Annotated in this window: 12 protein-coding genes; 7 read left to right on the top strand and 5 right to left on the bottom strand. The window is 57.1% G+C overall.

All coding sequences use genetic code 11. The features are described 5' to 3' along the window. Positions 1 to 33 precede the first annotated feature (33 nt). Together sdaAB and sdaAA are read left to right on the top strand one after the other, a co-directional pair. The gene (gene sdaAB, locus FX155_RS02635) at positions 34 to 699 is read left to right on the top strand and encodes an L-serine ammonia-lyase, iron-sulfur-dependent subunit beta (RefSeq protein WP_022486938.1); all 666 of its coding nucleotides are present in this window, start codon (positions 34 to 36) and stop codon (positions 697 to 699) included. 10 nt (positions 700 to 709) lie between these two features. Then, complete coding sequence (sdaAA, locus tag FX155_RS02630; protein WP_022486939.1) at positions 710 to 1594, top strand: L-serine ammonia-lyase, iron-sulfur-dependent, subunit alpha; 885 nt, start codon at positions 710 to 712, stop codon at positions 1592 to 1594. 35 nt (positions 1595 to 1629) lie between these two features. On the opposite strand, the gene FX155_RS02625 is transcribed toward sdaAA, so the two are convergent. From FX155_RS02625 to FX155_RS02610, 4 genes are all read right to left on the bottom strand, one after another. Further along, positions 1630 to 1851 carry a hypothetical protein gene (locus FX155_RS02625; RefSeq protein ID WP_022486940.1) on the bottom strand — a complete coding sequence of 74 codons (222 nt, stop codon included), beginning with the start codon at positions 1849 to 1851 and terminating at the stop codon, positions 1630 to 1632. 30 nt (positions 1852 to 1881) lie between these two features. Continuing rightward, positions 1882 to 3360 carry a putative sulfate exporter family transporter gene (locus FX155_RS02620; RefSeq protein WP_154487780.1) on the bottom strand — a complete coding sequence of 493 codons (1479 nt, stop codon included), beginning with the start codon at positions 3358 to 3360 and terminating at the stop codon, positions 1882 to 1884. A 456-nt stretch (positions 3361 to 3816) separates the two neighbouring features. After that, positions 3817 to 5205, bottom strand: coding sequence for a triphosphoribosyl-dephospho-CoA synthase CitG (gene citG / locus FX155_RS02615; RefSeq protein ID WP_154487729.1), 1389 nt, complete (start codon positions 5203 to 5205; stop codon positions 3817 to 3819). A 4-nt stretch (positions 5206 to 5209) separates the two neighbouring features. Then, positions 5210 to 6124: a LysR family transcriptional regulator gene (locus FX155_RS02610; RefSeq protein WP_022486943.1), complete on the bottom strand. Its 915-nt coding sequence runs from the start codon at positions 6122 to 6124 to the stop codon at positions 5210 to 5212. Positions 6125 to 6369: 245 nt separating this feature from the next. Here FX155_RS02610 and citD point away from each other — a divergent pair, with 245 nt between their 5' ends. The 5 genes from citD to FX155_RS02585 all read left to right on the top strand — a co-directional run bounded on the left by citD (position 6370) and on the right by FX155_RS02585 (position 12437). Next, positions 6370 to 6669 (top strand): citrate lyase acyl carrier protein, encoded by a 300-nt coding sequence (citD, locus tag FX155_RS02605; protein ID WP_022486944.1) that lies wholly within the window; start codon positions 6370 to 6372, stop codon positions 6667 to 6669. Between the two features lies 1 nt (position 6670). Beyond that, complete coding sequence (locus FX155_RS02600) at positions 6671 to 7582, top strand: aldolase/citrate lyase family protein (protein ID WP_022486945.1); 912 nt, start codon at positions 6671 to 6673, stop codon at positions 7580 to 7582. A gap of 1 nt (position 7583) precedes the next feature. Continuing rightward, entirely contained in the window at positions 7584 to 9146 is a 1563-nt protein-coding gene (citF, locus tag FX155_RS02595; protein WP_022486946.1) for a citrate lyase subunit alpha, read from the top strand. Between the two features lie 319 nt (positions 9147 to 9465). Further along, on the top strand, positions 9466 to 10800 hold the full coding sequence (locus tag FX155_RS02590) for a CitMHS family transporter (protein ID WP_154487728.1): 1335 nt from the start codon (positions 9466 to 9468) through the stop codon (positions 10798 to 10800). Between the two features lie 302 nt (positions 10801 to 11102). Then, positions 11103 to 12437 carry a CitMHS family transporter gene (locus FX155_RS02585; RefSeq protein ID WP_154487727.1) on the top strand — a complete coding sequence of 445 codons (1335 nt, stop codon included), beginning with the start codon at positions 11103 to 11105 and terminating at the stop codon, positions 12435 to 12437. Positions 12438 to 12509: 72 nt separating this feature from the next. Here FX155_RS02585 and malQ read toward each other — a convergent pair whose 3' ends face one another. Continuing rightward, positions 12510 to 15881, bottom strand: a complete 3372-nt coding sequence (gene malQ, locus FX155_RS02580) for a 4-alpha-glucanotransferase (RefSeq protein ID WP_326831105.1) — start codon at positions 15879 to 15881, stop codon at positions 12510 to 12512. Positions 15882 to 15916 lie beyond the last annotated feature (35 nt).

The following is a 15916-nucleotide window of genomic DNA, read 5'->3' as shown; positions in this document are numbered from 1 at the left end:
ACGTTTTTTTATTTCACTTTCAGGAGGTTCATCATGAACATTTTCGATATTATCGGGCCGGTGATGATCGGTCCTTCCAGTTCCCACACTGCCGGTGCCGTCCGTCTGGGACGGGTGGCCAACAAGCTGCTCCAGAGCGAGCCCAAGGACATTAAAATCGAACTGTCCGGTTCCTTCGCCAAAACCTACAAAGGCCACGGCACGGACAAGGCCCTGCTGGCCGGGATCCTGGGGTACCACAGCTATTCTGAAGAGATCCGCAGCATCTTCTCCATTGCGGACAAAAAAGGCATCCATTACACCTACATCCCCACGGAGATCCCCAATTCCCATCCCAACACCGCCCGGATCCAGGTGACCTGTGCTGACGGCAGCCAGCACACGGTCCAGGGAGCCAGCATCGGCGGCGGCAACATCCGGGTGGACTATGTGGACGGCATGAAGGTGGACTTCACCGGGGAACGGAATACCATCCTGGTGCCCCATTACGACCGGCCGGGGGTCATTGCGGCTGTAACCAATATTATGTGGCAGAAACACAAGGACATCAACATCGGCAGCTTCCGGCTCACCCGTCCCGTCAAGGGCGGCATTGCCATGATGACCATCGAAGTGGACGGGATGCCCCCGGCGGATGTAATCGACGCCATCCGTTCCGTCCAGTACGTTACCAACGTAATCCTGATCCGTGCCATTTAAGGAGGAAACCATGTTTACCTATACATCCATTGCTGAACTGGTGGAAGCCGCAGAAAAAAGCGGCAAAAAAATCAGCGAACTGGTCCTGGCTGACCAGGCGGAATCCATGGAACAAAGCCAGGCAGAACTATTCGACCGGATGTCCACCGATCTGGACGTAATGATCGATGCGGTGAAATTCGGAGAAAAGAAAGACCAGAAGTCCACTTCCGGACTCACCGGCGGGGAAGGCTGGAAAATGAACGACTACACCGCCCGGACCAACGGCGGCCTCTCCGGCACCATCATCGACCACGCCATTGCCCGGGCCCTGTCCGTAGCAGGCTGCAATGCCTCCATGGGCCGGATCGTGGCCACCCCCACCGCCGGCAGCTGCGGCATCCTCCCTGGCTGTCTCCTGACCATGATGGAAGAAAAGGGCATGGACCGGAAGAATGTGATCATGTCCATCTTCACCGCCGGCGCTTTCGGTATGGTCATCGCCCAGAACGCCTGCATCGCCGGGGCCCAGGGAGGCTGCCAGGCAGAATGCGGCAGTGCTTCCGGCATGGCAGCGGCAGCCCTGGTGGAACTGGCCGGGGGCACTCCCCAGATGGCGGCGGACGCCTGTGCCATGGCCATTGCCAACCAGCTGGGCCTGGTATGTGATCCGGTGGCCGGACTGGTGGAAATCCCCTGCATCAAGCGGAACGCCAGCGGGGTGGTCATCGCCTTCTCTGCAGCGGACATGGCCCTGGCCGGGATCCGTTCCTGTATCCCGGTGGATGAATGTGTAGAAGCCATGCGGGCTGTGGGCAGCGCTCTCCCCGCCTCCCTGAGAGAAACCGCCGGCGGCGGCCTGGCCGTCACCAAGACAGGGAAGAGATTGAAAGAGCAGGTGTTTGGGAAGGAATAAAAAAAGGAGCTGTTGCGCATGCAACAGCTCTTTTTTTATATTCTCTCAAACACCCCGATGAACACGGCCATCAACGTCAGTCCCACTCCCAGGGACCAGGCGCAGAGTTTTTTCTCTATGGGCTGGAGGGGGAAGTATTCTTCTTCGTCAGCCTCCAGTTGGGCGGCATGGACTTTGGCCCCGGTGGGACGGACCACCTGTCTTTCATAATACTGATCGGCGGTGGAATGGACGTTGGTAAGGATTTCGCTTTCCATATTATATCCCTTCTTTCTCACAAAAAGATCTTACAGGGTAGGCGGCAGGATGCCGTGATAGAAAATGTAGGAGATGCCCAGGCCCACCCAGATGATGAACCCGGCCAGGGCTACGGAATAGACCCCGATCACCCGGCCCAGGCCGGCTTTCCACAGCTTCCGCACATTGGTCACCAGGCCGATGGAGAAGAAGCACAGGCCGAAGAACACCGCCCGGAGCAGGTTGGCCTGACCGGCACCGGCTTTGGCCCCGGCCACAATGGAGGGATGGGCCCAGCCCGCCAGGAAGATCCCCACCAGAGCCAGGACGAAGCCCAGGATGAATTTGGGGAACCGGTTCCAGATTTCCTTTTTGGATACCTTTCCGCCGCCGGCAGCAGCCTTGGGATCATTCAGATGGTACACGGACCAGACCACCGCCAGGATAAAGGACCAGACTCCGATGAAAATGTCGATGAACACTTTGGAAGTGGTGGCCGCCATGAGGATCCATCCTTCCTGGTACCGGACCCCGAACAGTTCCAGGGCACGGCTGCGGATCAGGCTGTCGGCAATGGCCCCGGAGGCCACGGCCCCGCCGTCACTTTTCACCACCAGCCCCAGCCAGGAGCCGGCCACCATGGGATCCCCCGGCAGGAAATAGGCGGCGGCAAAGGGCAGGATCAGCAGTTCAACCGCCACGAAGACGATGATCACCGACGCCAGGATGGTGGGGATGATCTGCCGGGCCTTGATGGCGCTGCCGGTGGCAATGGCGGCAGCCACCCCGCAGATGGAGATGCCGGAAGCCATGGGAGCGGCCCATTCCGGCGTGAATTTGAAGAATTTCCGGGCCACAAAATACACCACCGGCCAGTAGATCAGATAGGCTTCCACCACAGCGCACAGCCCCCGGAGGATGACGGTGCTGGCCAGGCCCAGGGCACTGATGGCCTGGATCCCGATGTTGGCCCCCAGGATCACGATGCCGGTTTTAATGTACCACTCCGGTTTGGCCGCATGGGACAGGTACCGGGCCAGACCCGGGAAGAAGTTGCCGATCACCAGTCCGGCCAGCAGGGCGAACACAAAGCCCAGTTCCCCCAGGCTCAGGGACCAGCCGATGTGGAAGGCTTCCCGTTTGTTGGGGGTGGCGGCCAGATAGGCGTAATTCCCCAGGATGTTGGACAGGATGGTGATCCAGTAGATCACGGAGAATCCCCCGGCGAACTTCTTCACATCCGCCTTCATGAAATGGGCGCCCAGGGAAGTGACCCCCAGGGTGAACAGCCAGGTGGCCGCCAGCGCTCCGGCGCTGCCCAGCCAGGCATAGGCCTTGGATCCGGTGCCCACCGCCTTGGCGGGATCGATCCACACCCCGAAAGTGGCGGCCCAGCCCAGCAGGTCAAAGCCCCAGATCTTCCCCAGGCCCAACAGGGTAATGAACAGGCCCAGCCATACCGCCCACCAGTCTTCGCTGCCCAGCAGTCCCGTGGGACGGACCGCCGGAATCGTTTTTTCGTTTGTCATCATGAACCACCTCATCTGCATTTTTTTCAGGAGGCGTAAAAAATGCGCCACCTGTCCGACAGATGGCGCGCAAAAAAATCAACCATGGGTCTGCACAGACTCATCTGCCGGGCTATTTCCCGCTGGCAGCACCATCGGAACCATGTTCCATCGGCGGCAGCTTCCCAGGGGCCAGTCCCTCCGCTGCGGATGATTTTCTGTGCAGTCTTTTCACTTGTCCGGATGCCGGTTACCGGCCTCCCGTTCCGCTGTGGCTGCACATTCGGCAACAACAGCAGCACATGTTCAGAATTCCCATGATTTCTTCTCCCCATTTCCAGATTTGTAATTCCTATGATTTCAATATGCATTTCTCTGCATAGGGAAAGTATAGTTAATTGGTGGGAATTTGTCAAGAAAAAAATGGGCCGTAAAAAAATGATTTCTCATTTTTTCACGGTCCATTTTTGTCAGCAGTCAACGGTCAGCTGGACCCAGCCCCTCCATCTTCTCCAGGAAGATGGCCAGGATCAGCAGATCGGCACAGCCGCCGGGGCTGATGTTCTTCTCCACGAAGCTTGCGTTCAGATCCCACACCGCCTGGATCCCTTCCGGGGTGAAGGCACCGCCCCGGTCCAATACAGCCCGGGCTTCTTCCTGGGCCTGCCGGAGGGTGGCGGCATCGGACCGGCTCAGGATGTTGGTGTCTTCCACTTGGCTCAGGAGCAGCAGCAGAGTCTGGATATAGGCCTCGTTGTCCGGTCTCCCTTCCTGCCGAAACTTCCGCAGAGCCGGCAGGGCGATTTTTGCCACCGCCGGGAACCCGTCCATGGCTTCCCCCCGGATTCCCCGGCACCCCTGTTCCACATAGAGCACTTCTCCGTGGGTGTGGGGATGGTACCGGTCGATTTTGGCAAAATCCCGTTCCAGAAGAGGTGTCACCGCCGCTCCGATTTCCCGGAGCACCGCCTCGCTTTCCACCTTTCCGGTCCGGGCCAGGTGACGGAGGGTGAAGCTGGTCACAAGGCCCAGGGAAAAGATGATTCCCTTGTGGGTGTTCACATTCCCGGTAGCCCGGAACATGGCCTTTTCCGCCGCCGCCCCCATGGGCCGGAGGGCGGCAAACAGGGCTTCGTCCTCCCCTTCCCAGTTCCAGCCTTTTTCAGCCATCTGCCGGAGATGGGGCACAATGGCGTCAGTACTCCGGGCAAAGGTGTGCCAGTCCATGTCCCGGTGAGCGCCCGGATTGTCCCGGTCCACCAGCCCCGGTTTGGGAGTGGCATCCACTTCTCCCTGGAGTCCCTGGCGCAGTGCCTGTTCCACCCGGTCCATGAGAAAATTTTCCAATATCCGGTGGATGTTCCGCACCAGCACCGGCACACTGTGCTTCCGGCTCCGGGCGCAGGCCTGGGCCGGCTGGGAGCACACCAGGCACAGCCGGCCGGGGAGCCCGATGTCCGTCCGGGAAATCTTGTGCCCGTCTTCTGCCAGCACATCCATGTCATAGAGCCGGCCCAGCCGGTCCTGTCCTTCCATGGTGCAGGCGATTTTCTTGATACGGAGGGCATCCCCGTCCAGTACATAGTATTTTTCATAGCCGGTTTTCCAGTCAATGATCTTCTGGAACAGGATGGGGATCCCGGCTTCTGCCAGGGCCTTTTCCAACCGGCGGATTCCCTCCAGGAACCCCAGATGGATCAGGACAGAAGTCTTCACCGGCCCCGGGATGTTCTGGGTGAAGAACAGCAGCGGCTTGTGATACCGCTCCAGCAGTTTTTTCTGGGCGGCAGCACGGCCGTCCCGGGCCAGGAGCATATCCGGCACTTCCACAGCCGGGCCGGCCAGATGGATTACAGGTTCTTTCATAGAGTCATGGTTCCTTCCTTGTTTTCCCCAGGGTCCGGATCAGTTCGATGAAGGCCCGGGCATAGGGGCTGAGATAGGCGTCCTTCCGGCAGCATACATAGCAGTACCGTTTGTTGGCCACGCCCAGTAAAGGATACAACACACACTTGTCCTGTGACAAGAAGTAATTGTCCAGATACACATCCGGGCAGATGAACACTGCCTCCATGGCGGATACCAGCCGTTTCCCCACTTCGATGCTGGAGGTTTCCAGGATCACATTGGGTTTGATTTCATAGACGCTGAACAGGGTATCCTGGACCCGGCGTACATTGTGGCCTTCGGTAATGGAGACGAATTCCTCGTTCTTGGCTTCGGTGATGTGGATGGGGGTCCCGGGCTTCACCCGCTGGGCCAGGGTGGTCATTTTGTTGGCTACCAGCACCACGTCTTCCGTTTCCACCAGTTCATACTTCAGTTCGTCGTTGGTGGGCGTGGTGGTGAGCACAGCCAGGTCCACGCCCCCGTTGAGGACTTCGTTTTCCGTAATGTTGCTGCCCGCTTCATGGATCTGGAGCTTGATATGGGGATACCGCTGACGGAACACCGGCATCACTGCGGGCAGCATCTGCATGGCCCGCTGGACCGGGATTCCCAGCCGCAGGGTGCCGTACCCTTCATATTGGATATCCGCCACCTCATGGAGCAGATTGGAGCTGATGGTGATCACCTGTTTCACCGCTGCAATGTATTTTTTCCCCGCTTCCGTGAGCACAATGGGATTGGTGTTCCGCAGGAAGATGGGAGCCCCCAGGTATTTTTCCACCGCCTTGATGGTCTGGCTCAGGGCCGGCTGGGATACGTGCATGGTCTTGGAAGCATTGGTGATGCTCCCTTCCTTGATGATTTCCATAATATACTGCGCATGTTTCAGGTTCATAACACCCTCCGTTTCCTTTTTTTTTCCCAAAAATTCCCCTATTTCCAAAGAAGTTTTAATTTCTTATATTTTGACACAATTGCACAAATCCCCGTACCCCGCATGGAGTGGGAGTTTCTGCCGTTTGATAAGGAATGACTTATACAGATTATATCATTATTTATATTCGATTTCCAATTTTTCCTGTGATACTATCAAAGTGCATCATAATGTACAATGTACGATTTTCAGAAGGAGTGATTTTAATGGAATTGAAGAAGGCAGCCATGGCTGGCACTGTTGAGTCTTCCGATGCCCAGATCACGGTAGAACCCGGGACCAACGGCATTGAGCTCACCATTGAAAGCAGCGTCATCCATCAGTATGGACGGCAGATCAAGGCTGTTGTCCTGGATACCCTGAAGAAACTGGACGTAACCAATGCAAAGGTTTCTGTTGTGGACAAGGGCGCTCTGGACTGCACTTTAAAAGCACGCGTGGAAGGCGCAGTGTTCCGTTCTGTCAACGAGGATCCTGATACGCCGAATCCCTGGGAGGTGCTGTAAGATGGTTATCAATACGAATCCGAACTTCAAGCGTCTGAGAAGATCCATGATGTTCCTGAACGCTCAAAAACCGAGCCTGGTCAAAGACCCGTATGTATACAAACCCGATTCCATTATGCTGGACCTGGAAGATGCCGTTGCAGAAAACCAGAAGGATGCTGCCCGGTACTCCCTGTTCCATGCCCTGAAAGAAATCGATTATCATGGCTGTGAAAGAGTGGTCCGGATCAACGGTCTGGAAACTCCTCACTGGAAAGAAGATATCCGTGTTTCCGTTGCCGGCGGCTGCGACGCCATCCGTCTGGCCAAGACTGAATCCGGCAAGGACATCAAGACTGTGGAAGAACACATCCTGGCCGCTGAAAAGGAATTCCACCGTCCCATCGGCAGCACCCTGATCATGGCTGCCATCGAATCCACCAAAGGGATGCTGAACCTGTATGACATCTGCACCTCTTCCGACCGTCTGTTCGGGATTGCTCTGTCCGGCGGGGACTACACCCGTGACCTGCAGACCAGCATTTCCAAGAGCGGTGTGGAACTGATGGGCGCCCGTCAGCAGATGGTAATCACCGCCCGTGCCACCGGCCGTATGTGCTTCGATACGGTGTACACCGACCTGGACGACATGGAAGGCTTCCGCAAGGATGTGGAAATGATCAAACAAATGGGCTTCGATGGGAAATCCATCATCAACCCCCGTCAGATCCCTGTCTGCCATGACGTGTTCACCCCGACTGAAAAACAGATCCGCTGGGCGGAAGCTGTGGTACGGGAAATCGATACCAAGAAAGCCATGGGTATCGGTGTATTCCAGCTGAACGGCAAGATGCTGGATATCGCCTTCTATGACGGCGCCAAGAGAACCATTTCCATGGCCAAGGCTGCCGGTGTGTACAAGGGGGATTTATAAGATGAAGAACGCAGTAGGTAGAGAGATTCCTGAAGAAATCCTGAAGCTGACCGGGAAAGACGCTTTTGCCGGCAGCTATGCCAAACATCAGAAAGTATACCAGGCCGCAACCCACAAAGTTGCCCCTGTGATTGACCCCAACTACAGCAAAGTAGTGGATTCCATTGAAGAAGTCCTGAAGAAATGCGGCATCAAAGACGGCATGACCCTGGGCTTCCACCATCATTTCCGTGAAGGGGACTATGTGGTGAACATGGTTATGGAAGCTGTCCACAAAATGGGCATCAAAGACCTGACCATCTGCGCCACCTCTCTGGGCAAGGCTCAGAACGCCATCGTTCCCATGATCGAAGACGGCACCATCACCAACATCCAGGCTTCCGGCGTACGGGGCAAGATCGGTGAAGCCATCTCCAACGGCAAACTGAAAGGCCTGGCCATCATGCGCAGCCACGGCGGCCGTGTCCGTGCCATCGAATCCGGCGAAACCCACATCGACATTTCCTTCATCGGTGCTCCCAGCGCTGATGACATGGGGAACTGCCGTGCAGTAGGCAGCCAGAACGGCGCTGACTGCGGCGTGCTGGGCTATGCTGCCGTAGACGCCCAGTATGCGGACAAAGTGGTTGTGGTTACCGATACCCTGGTACCCTTCCCCAACGTGCCTGCTTCCATCGACATGACCAACGTGGACTATGTGGTCAAAGTGGACGCCATCGGCGACCCCACCAAGATTGCCACCGGTGCTGCCAAACCCACCACCGACCAGAGAAAGCTCCTGATGGCCAAGTATGCCGCTGACTTCATGGTGCACACTCCCTGGTACAAAGACGGGTTCATCTACCAGACCGGCGTAGGCGGTGCTTCCATTGCCTCCACCAAATTCCTGGCAGAACATCTGCGGAAAGACAACATCCACATCGGGGTTGCCATGGGCGGTATTGCCCAGGCCATCTGCGAACTCCAGCATGAAGGCCTGATCGACAAGATTGCCGACACCCAGGATTTTGACATGGCTTCCATCGAAGACATCAAAACCAACCCCAACCATTACGAAATCACCACCTCCCAGTATGCCGATCCCTTCAACAAGGGCGCTTATGTGAACAAGCTGGATTATGTAATCCTGGGCGCACTTGAAGTGGATACCCACTTCAACGTCAACGTTGTGGTAGGTTCTGACGGCGTGATCACCGGGGCTCAGGGCGGCCATCCGGATACCGCTGCCGGTGCCAAATGCACCATCGTCATCGCTCCGCTGCTCCAGGGCCGTATCCCGGCTATCTGCACCGAATGCACCACGGTCACCACTCCTGGTGAAACCGTTGACGTGGTTGTCACCGACTACGGCATTGCCATCAACCCCCGCCGTCAGGATATCATCGATGCTGTAAAAGACACCGATCTGCCCATCTGCACCATCGAAGAACTGCGGGATACCGCATACAAGATGGTAGGCACTCCTGACCCTGTACAGTTCGGCGACCGGATCGTGGGCATCATCGAAGCCCGTGACGGTTCCGTTATGGACGTAGTCCGTCAGGTTAAGAAAGCGGAATTCTAATTCCATAAGTGAAAAAGCCATCCTTTCGGGGATGGCTTTTTTTTATTCTCCGATCCCTCACCCCCTTTTTTAAAATATTCTTAAATTATCTCTATTTATGTTCAAATGAAACAATTTCGCTTTTCTTCTGAAACCCGCATACAGCCTAGGGTTGCACCGTTTCTATAAGTATATGCTTATGGGATTTATTCCGATTTTTATATTCGTTTTCAATATGTTCATATGTTACTATGTATGAGTGTTATGCACTATTTTCCGGTTCCCGGACTTGCCCGTCCAGGGAACACCCCATTTTATTTCCAAAGGAGGAAATTGCACTATGTTTTTGGGCGTTGTTGGTTTCTTGATGGTTGTCATCATTGTGGCAGCTCTGATCCGTGGTAAATCCAACCCGGTTCCTCTGTTCGTGATGGTTCCCGTCATCGCTGCTCTGATCTGCGGGTTCACTCCTGTACAGATCTTCGATTTCGTAAAGGCCGGTGTTTCCAAGACCTGGTCCACCGCAGTACTGTTCATCTTCTCCATCGTTTACTTCTCCATGATGGGTGATATGGGCCTGTTCGATCCTATGGTAAACTGGCTGGTGAAAAAAGCCGGTTCCAACATCGTAATGGTTACCATTGCCACCGCCTGCATCGCCGTTATCTCCCACCTGGACGGCGCTCTGGCTTCCACCCTGCTGATCACCATCCCCGCCATGCTGCCGATCTACAAGAAACTGCACATGCGTCCTGTGGTGCTGGTGTGCATCATCGGTGCGGCCATGTCCATCATGAACCTGCTGCCCTGGGGCGGTCCTGTAGCCCGTACCGGCGTAGTGCTGAATGCTGACGTAAACGCTCTGTGGCAGCAGCTGCTGCCCCTGCAGGGCGTTGGTCTGATCATCCTGCTGGTATTCGCCGCTTACATGGGCGTTATGGAAAAACGCCGTGGAGCTGGTCTGAACCCTACCGGCAAAGCCGCTCAGCTGTCTGACGACGAAGAAGACAAATCCGCTGACGATGATCTGTCCGCTGAAGATGCTGAATTCATGCGCCGTCCCAAGATGATCTGGTTCAACGGGATCCTGACCCTGTTCGTCATCGGCCTGCTGTGCTTCACCAAGATTCCTCTGTACGGTGCTTTCATGTTCGGTCTGGCTGTGGCCCTGGTTGCCAACTTCCATTCCGCCAAAGACCAGGCTCGTGCCATTAAGATGCACGCTGCCACCGCTCTGACCATGCCCATGATCCTGCTGGCTTCCGGCGTATTCCTGGGTGTGCTGTCCAAGACCGGTATGATGAAGGCTATGGCTCAGATGCTGATTGCCATCGTTCCTACCGCTCTGGGGCCCCATCTGCAGGATGTATTCGGGTTCTTCGCCGTGCCTATCGGCATGATGCTGGGTACCGACTCTTACTTCTTCGGCCTGCTGCCTCTGGCCATCGGTGTTGGTCAGCAGTTCGGCGTTGATCCTCACAACATGGCTATGGCCATGCTGATCGGGAAGAACTACGGCGTTATGGTTACTCCTCACGCTGCCACCACCTTCCTGGCCTGCGGCCTGGCTGGCATCTCCATCAAAGAACTGCTCACCTTCTGCGCACCGCGCCTGTGGGTCCTGTCCTGGATCTCCCTGGCCTGCGGCCTGATGCTGGGTCTGTTCCATCTGTAAGATTCATAAAAAAAGCCACCCCTTCGGGGGTGGTTTTTTTGTTACTGGTCCGCGTTTTCCCAAGAAGTTTTTATTGCTGTGAAAGTCTGAAAATTATATCCATTCCCCGAGCCCCTCATGGCACCTTGTTTCTGGCCTGTTTTATAAGAATTTTCTTATATATCGCATATTCATATTTATATTAGTTTTCAGAAAGTTCATATGTTACCATGGTGGCGTAAGGAAAAGGATTCATCTTTCATCCGCTCCCGGATGCCTGCCCGCTCCGGAGGCAAAAATCCATTCAAAGGAGGAAATGCATTATGTTCTTGGGCATTGTTGGTTTCCTGATGGTTGTGATTATCGTGGCCGCTCTGATCCGCGGTAAATCCAACCCGGTACCTCTGTTTGTGATGGTACCTGTGATTGCGGCTCTCATCTGCGGGTTCTCCCCTACGGAAATCTTTGGCTTTGTAAAAGCCGGGGTGAGCAAGACCTGGTCTACGGCTGTACTGTTCATCTTCTCCATCGTTTACTTCTCCATGATGGGTGATATGGGTCTGTTTGATCCCATGGTGAACTGGCTGGTGAAAAAAGCCGGTTCCAACATTGTGATGGTTACGGTGGCCACCGCCTGCATCGCTGTTATTTCCCACCTGGACGGCGCTCTGGCTTCCACCCTACTGATCACCATCCCCGCCATGCTCCCCATCTACAAAAAGCTCCACATGCGTCCTGTGGTGCTGGTGTGCATCATCGGCGCGGCCATGTCCATCATGAACCTGCTGCCCTGGGGCGGTCCTGTAGCCCGTACCGGCGTGGTGCTGAATGCTGACGTAAACGCTCTGTGGCAGGAACTGCTGCCCCTGCAGGGCGTTGGTCTGATCATCCTGCTGGTATTCGCCGCTTACATGGGGGTTATGGAAAAACGCCGTGGAGCTGGTCTGAATCCTACCGGCAAAGCGGCTCAGCTGTCTGACGACGACGAAGACAAATCCGCTGACGATGACCTGTCCGCTGAAGATGCTGAATTCATGCGCCGTCCCAAGATGATCTGGTTCAACGGCATCCTGACCCTGTTCGTTATCGGCCTCTTGTGCTTCACCAAGATTCCTCTGTACGGTGCTTTCATGTTCGGTCTGGCCGTGGCCCTGGTTGCCAACTTCCATTCCGCCAAAGACCAGGCTCGTGCCATTAAGATGCACGCTGCCACCGCTCTGACCATGCCCATGATCCTCTTGGCATCCGGTGTGTTCCTGGGGGTTCTCTCCAAGACCGGCATGATGAAGGCTATGGCCCAGATGCTGATTGCCATTGTTCCCGCAGCTCTGGGGCCCCATCTGCAGGATGTGTTCGGATTCTTCGCCGTACCCATCGGCATGATGCTGGGTACCGACTCCTACTTCTTCGGCCTGCTGCCTCTGGCCATCGGCGTTGGCCAGCAGTTCGGCGTTGATCCTCACAACATGGCTATGGCCATGCTGATCGGGAAGAACTACGGCGTTATGGTTACTCCTCACGCTGCCACCACCTTCCTGGCCTGCGGCCTGGCTGGCATCTCCATCAAAGAACTGCTCACCTTCTGTGCTCCCCGCCTGTGGGTTCTGTCCTGGATCTCCCTGGCCTGCGGCCTGATGCTGGGTCTGTTCCATCTGTAAGATTCATACAAAAAAGCCACCCCTTCGGGGGTGGTTTTTTTGTCAGCTGTCTGTTGACAGAATGGGCCCGCCTCAGCGGGCCCATTCCTTTACCATCTTCCTCAGCCGCTCTGCCAGTTTCTCTGTCAGCTGGCCTTTTTCCAGCTTCCACTGCCAGTTCCCGGTGGGGGTGCCCGGGGTGTTCATCCGGTATTTTCCCGGAAGGGCCAGCAGGTCCTGGGCAGGGACGATGGTCCAGCGGGCGTTCCGGCTGTACAGATACCGGATCAGGGGCTCCACCAGTTCTGCAGCCCGCTTCCGGTCCGACACTCCGGCTTCCCGGGGCATTACCATGGCCCAGATTTTCTGGAAGTCATCCTCCTCCAGGTCTTCCTGGAGCCACCCCACCAGGGTGTTGTTGTCATGGGTTCCGGTATAGGCCAGGCACCCGGGTTCCGTGGCAAAATCCCTGATTCCGTCCTCACGGGTCCGGCTGTGGAACTGGAGGATCCGCATTCCCGGCAACCCCAGTTTTTCCCGGAGCTCTGTCACATCCCGGGTGATGATCCCCAGGTCTTCCGCCACAAAGCCCAGGTCCGGCACGGCCTGCTCCACGGCTTCAAAAAGAGCCGCTCCCGGCCCCGGGATCCACCGGCCTTCCCGGGCATCCTGCGCACCGGCTTTCACCCCCCAAACCGCTGCAAACCCCCGGAAATGGTCGATCCGGACCCAGTCTGCCTCTGTGGCCAGCACCTGGAACCGTTCCTGCCACCAGCGCCAGTTTTCCTTTTCCATAGCCTGCCAGTTGTACAAAGGGTTCCCCCACACCTGGCCCGTCCGGCTGAAATAATCCGGGGGTACTCCGGCCACTTCCGTGGGATATCCGTCCCCGTCCAGCTGGAACAGTTCCCGGTGAGCCCACACATCAGCACTGTCTGGTGCCACAAAGAGAGGCATATCCCCCAGGAGGGTGATGCCCCGGTCCCGGGCGGCCCGGCGGATCTGCTGCCAGGCTTTCCAGAACACGAACTGCCCTCCGGCGGCCCTGGTCATCTGGTCTGCCAGCTCCCGGCGGGCTTTCTCCAGGGCCTCCGGCTCCCGGTTTTTCAGTTCTTCCGGCCAGGTCTGCCAAGACTGCCCGGGAAACCTGCCCTGGAGAGCCCGGAACAGGGCATAATCCTCTAGCCAGTACCGGTTCTTCCGGCAGTATACGGCAAATTCCGGGTCCTCTTTCCGAGGCAGCGGGAAGGCCCCGGCAAACAGAGCTTCCTGACCTCCGAAAGCAGACTGGGACAAATAGGGAGAATCTCCCAGCCCTGGCGGATTGAGGGGCAGGATCTGCCAGATCTTCTGGCCGGCAGCCTGGAGGAAATCCAGGAACCGAAGAGCAGAAGCCAGGATCTCCCGGCCGTTTTCCCCGGGCAGGGAAGTGGGATGGAGGAGCACCCCGGCTCCCCGTTCCACCGGCCTGCCAGGGGCCTTCTCCGGGGCTTTTTCCCGGCACCGGTACACTACAGCGCTCCAGGGCGGCAGTTCCAGTACAAAGGAACCTCCCGTAACCAGCACCGGTTTTCTTTCCGTCTGCGTTGCTTCCAGCCAGTCCCCCAGGTTCCATACCGGTTCCAGTTCTCCGTACGCCAGGCCTTCCGTATCCACTTCCGCCTGGAGAGGCTGGTCTCCCCGGTTCAGGGCGATTACAAAGACTCCGTTTTCACCCGGCTGGCCGAACACGTCCCGGCCCCCTTCCAGGAACCTTCCATACACATACCCGTCTCCCTGGGCCCGGAAGGTCTGGAACCGTCCGGTGGACAGGGCAGTATGAGACCGGCGGAGCTGGATCAGGCTCCGACAGCAGCCTTCCAGCTGTTTGTCCTCCTTCCCCCAGGGGAAGGGCTTCCGGTTCTCCGGGTCCCTGCCCCCGGTGAGCCCGGCTTCATCTCCGTAATACACTGCCGGAGCCCCGGGAAGGGTCATCTGCCAGGCCCGGAGGAGTCCGTTGAGCGCCCGGGCCTTTTTCGGTTCATACCGGGCTTCCAACAGAGTCCGGAGCCGCTCCACATCATGGCTCCCCAAAAGATTCAGCATGGCATACAGGTTCTCCCGGGGATAGTTCTCCACCTGCTGCCAGTACCGGCGGTCCGCTCCCTGGGCGTCCGTTTTCCCCAGGGCAAAATCCAGCATCAGGTTCCGGAGCACATAGTTCATCACGCTGTCCAGTTTCCCCCCGGACAGGTACTGGCGCTGGATTCCGTAGCTTTCCTTGTTGGAGGCGTCTTCCCACACTTCCCCGATAAGGGCCGCCTCCGGCTCCTTTGCCTTCAGTTCCTGGTAGAAACAGGTAAGGAACCCGTCGGGCAGTTCGTCGGCCACATCCAGCCGCCAGCCGCTGATCCCGGCATTCAGCCAGTGATGGAGCACGCTGTCTTTGTCCCGGATGATGAAATCCAGGTAGGAAGGCTCCGTTTCCGTCACTTCCGGCAGGGACCGGTCCCCCCACCAGCAGCCATAGTCTTCCGGATATTCCCGGAAATGGTACCACTTGTAATAGGGAGAAGCGGATCCCTGCCAGGCGCCCAGGCCCTTATAGGTCCCGGCCCGGTTGAAGTACCGGCTGTCGGCCCCGGTGTGGCTGAACACCCCGTCCAGGAGGATCCGCATCCCATGGTGCCGTGCTTCCCGGCACAGGATCCGGAAGGTTTCTTCAGAACCCAGGAAGGGATCGATGGCCTTGTAGTCCCCAGTATCGTACCGGTGGTTGCTCCGGGCCTGGAAAATGGGGTTCAGGTACAGACAGTTCACGCCCAGTTTTTCCAGATAGGGAAGCTTTTCCAGGATTCCCTCCAAGGTGCCTCCGTAGAAGTCGTAGTAGGCCACCTGGCCCTCTTTGTCCTTTACATAGCAGGGATTCCCTTCCCAGGCGCTGTGGATCAGGGCTCCCGGCTTTCCCTGGAACCGGTCCGCCGGCACCTTTCCCCGGCAGAACCGGTCCGGAAAAATCTGGTACACCACCGCCTGTTTCAGCCAGGCCGGCGTCACCGAGTCCCGGTCGTAGACGGTGATCTGGAAGGAAGGGGGCTCCCGGTCCCACAGCTGGCCCATTCCTCCCTGTTGGGCCTCATTGTTGCCGTACCAGCAGGTTTCCTCTCCCTGTCGGATCAGAAAATAATACCACACCAGGCAGCCCCGTTCCGGCACGGTGAAGGTGATTCCGTACCGGCGGGACCTGACTTCCGGTTCCTCCCCCGGCTGCCGGGCTTCCGCCCTCTCCGGGGCTTCTTGTTCTTTCTCTGTGCAGTCCATGGGCAGGAGGATTTCCCGTTCCTGTTCCCAGAGACGCAGAAAGACAGCCTCCGTCCCCCGTCCCTGCACCACAAGATGCAGGGTTACGGCAGTCCCTCCCGGAACCGCTCCGAAGGGGAAACGGCAGGCTGTCTGATGAGAATCATGATAGGCTGTAATTTCCACGATAATCGTCCTTTTCTGCTCCAGCCGGATTCCCG

Source organism: Acidaminococcus fermentans (genome assembly GCF_009696675.1).
GTDB lineage: Bacteria > Bacillota > Negativicutes > Acidaminococcales > Acidaminococcaceae > Acidaminococcus.
Note: the sequence above shows the minus strand (reverse complement) of the source record. Positions and strands in the feature narration are given on the sequence as shown.

Coding starts and splice junctions, on each gene's coding strand:
- sdaAB (WP_022486938.1), top strand. CDS start 34: ATGAACATTTTCGATATTATCGGGCCGGTGATGATCGGTCCTTCCAGT.
- sdaAA (WP_022486939.1), top strand. CDS start 710: ATGTTTACCTATACATCCATTGCTGAACTGGTGGAAGCCGCAGAAAAA.
- FX155_RS02625 (WP_022486940.1), bottom strand. CDS start 1,851: ATGGAAAGCGAAATCCTTACCAACGTCCATTCCACCGCCGATCAGTAT.
- FX155_RS02620 (WP_154487780.1), bottom strand. CDS start 3,360: ATGACAAACGAAAAAACGATTCCGGCGGTCCGTCCCACGGGACTGCTG.
- citG (WP_154487729.1), bottom strand. CDS start 5,205: ATGAAAGAACCTGTAATCCATCTGGCCGGCCCGGCTGTGGAAGTGCCG.
- FX155_RS02610 (WP_022486943.1), bottom strand. CDS start 6,124: ATGAACCTGAAACATGCGCAGTATATTATGGAAATCATCAAGGAAGGG.
- citD (WP_022486944.1), top strand. CDS start 6,370: ATGGAATTGAAGAAGGCAGCCATGGCTGGCACTGTTGAGTCTTCCGAT.
- FX155_RS02600 (WP_022486945.1), top strand. CDS start 6,671: ATGGTTATCAATACGAATCCGAACTTCAAGCGTCTGAGAAGATCCATG.
- citF (WP_022486946.1), top strand. CDS start 7,584: ATGAAGAACGCAGTAGGTAGAGAGATTCCTGAAGAAATCCTGAAGCTG.
- FX155_RS02590 (WP_154487728.1), top strand. CDS start 9,466: ATGTTTTTGGGCGTTGTTGGTTTCTTGATGGTTGTCATCATTGTGGCA.
- FX155_RS02585 (WP_154487727.1), top strand. CDS start 11,103: ATGTTCTTGGGCATTGTTGGTTTCCTGATGGTTGTGATTATCGTGGCC.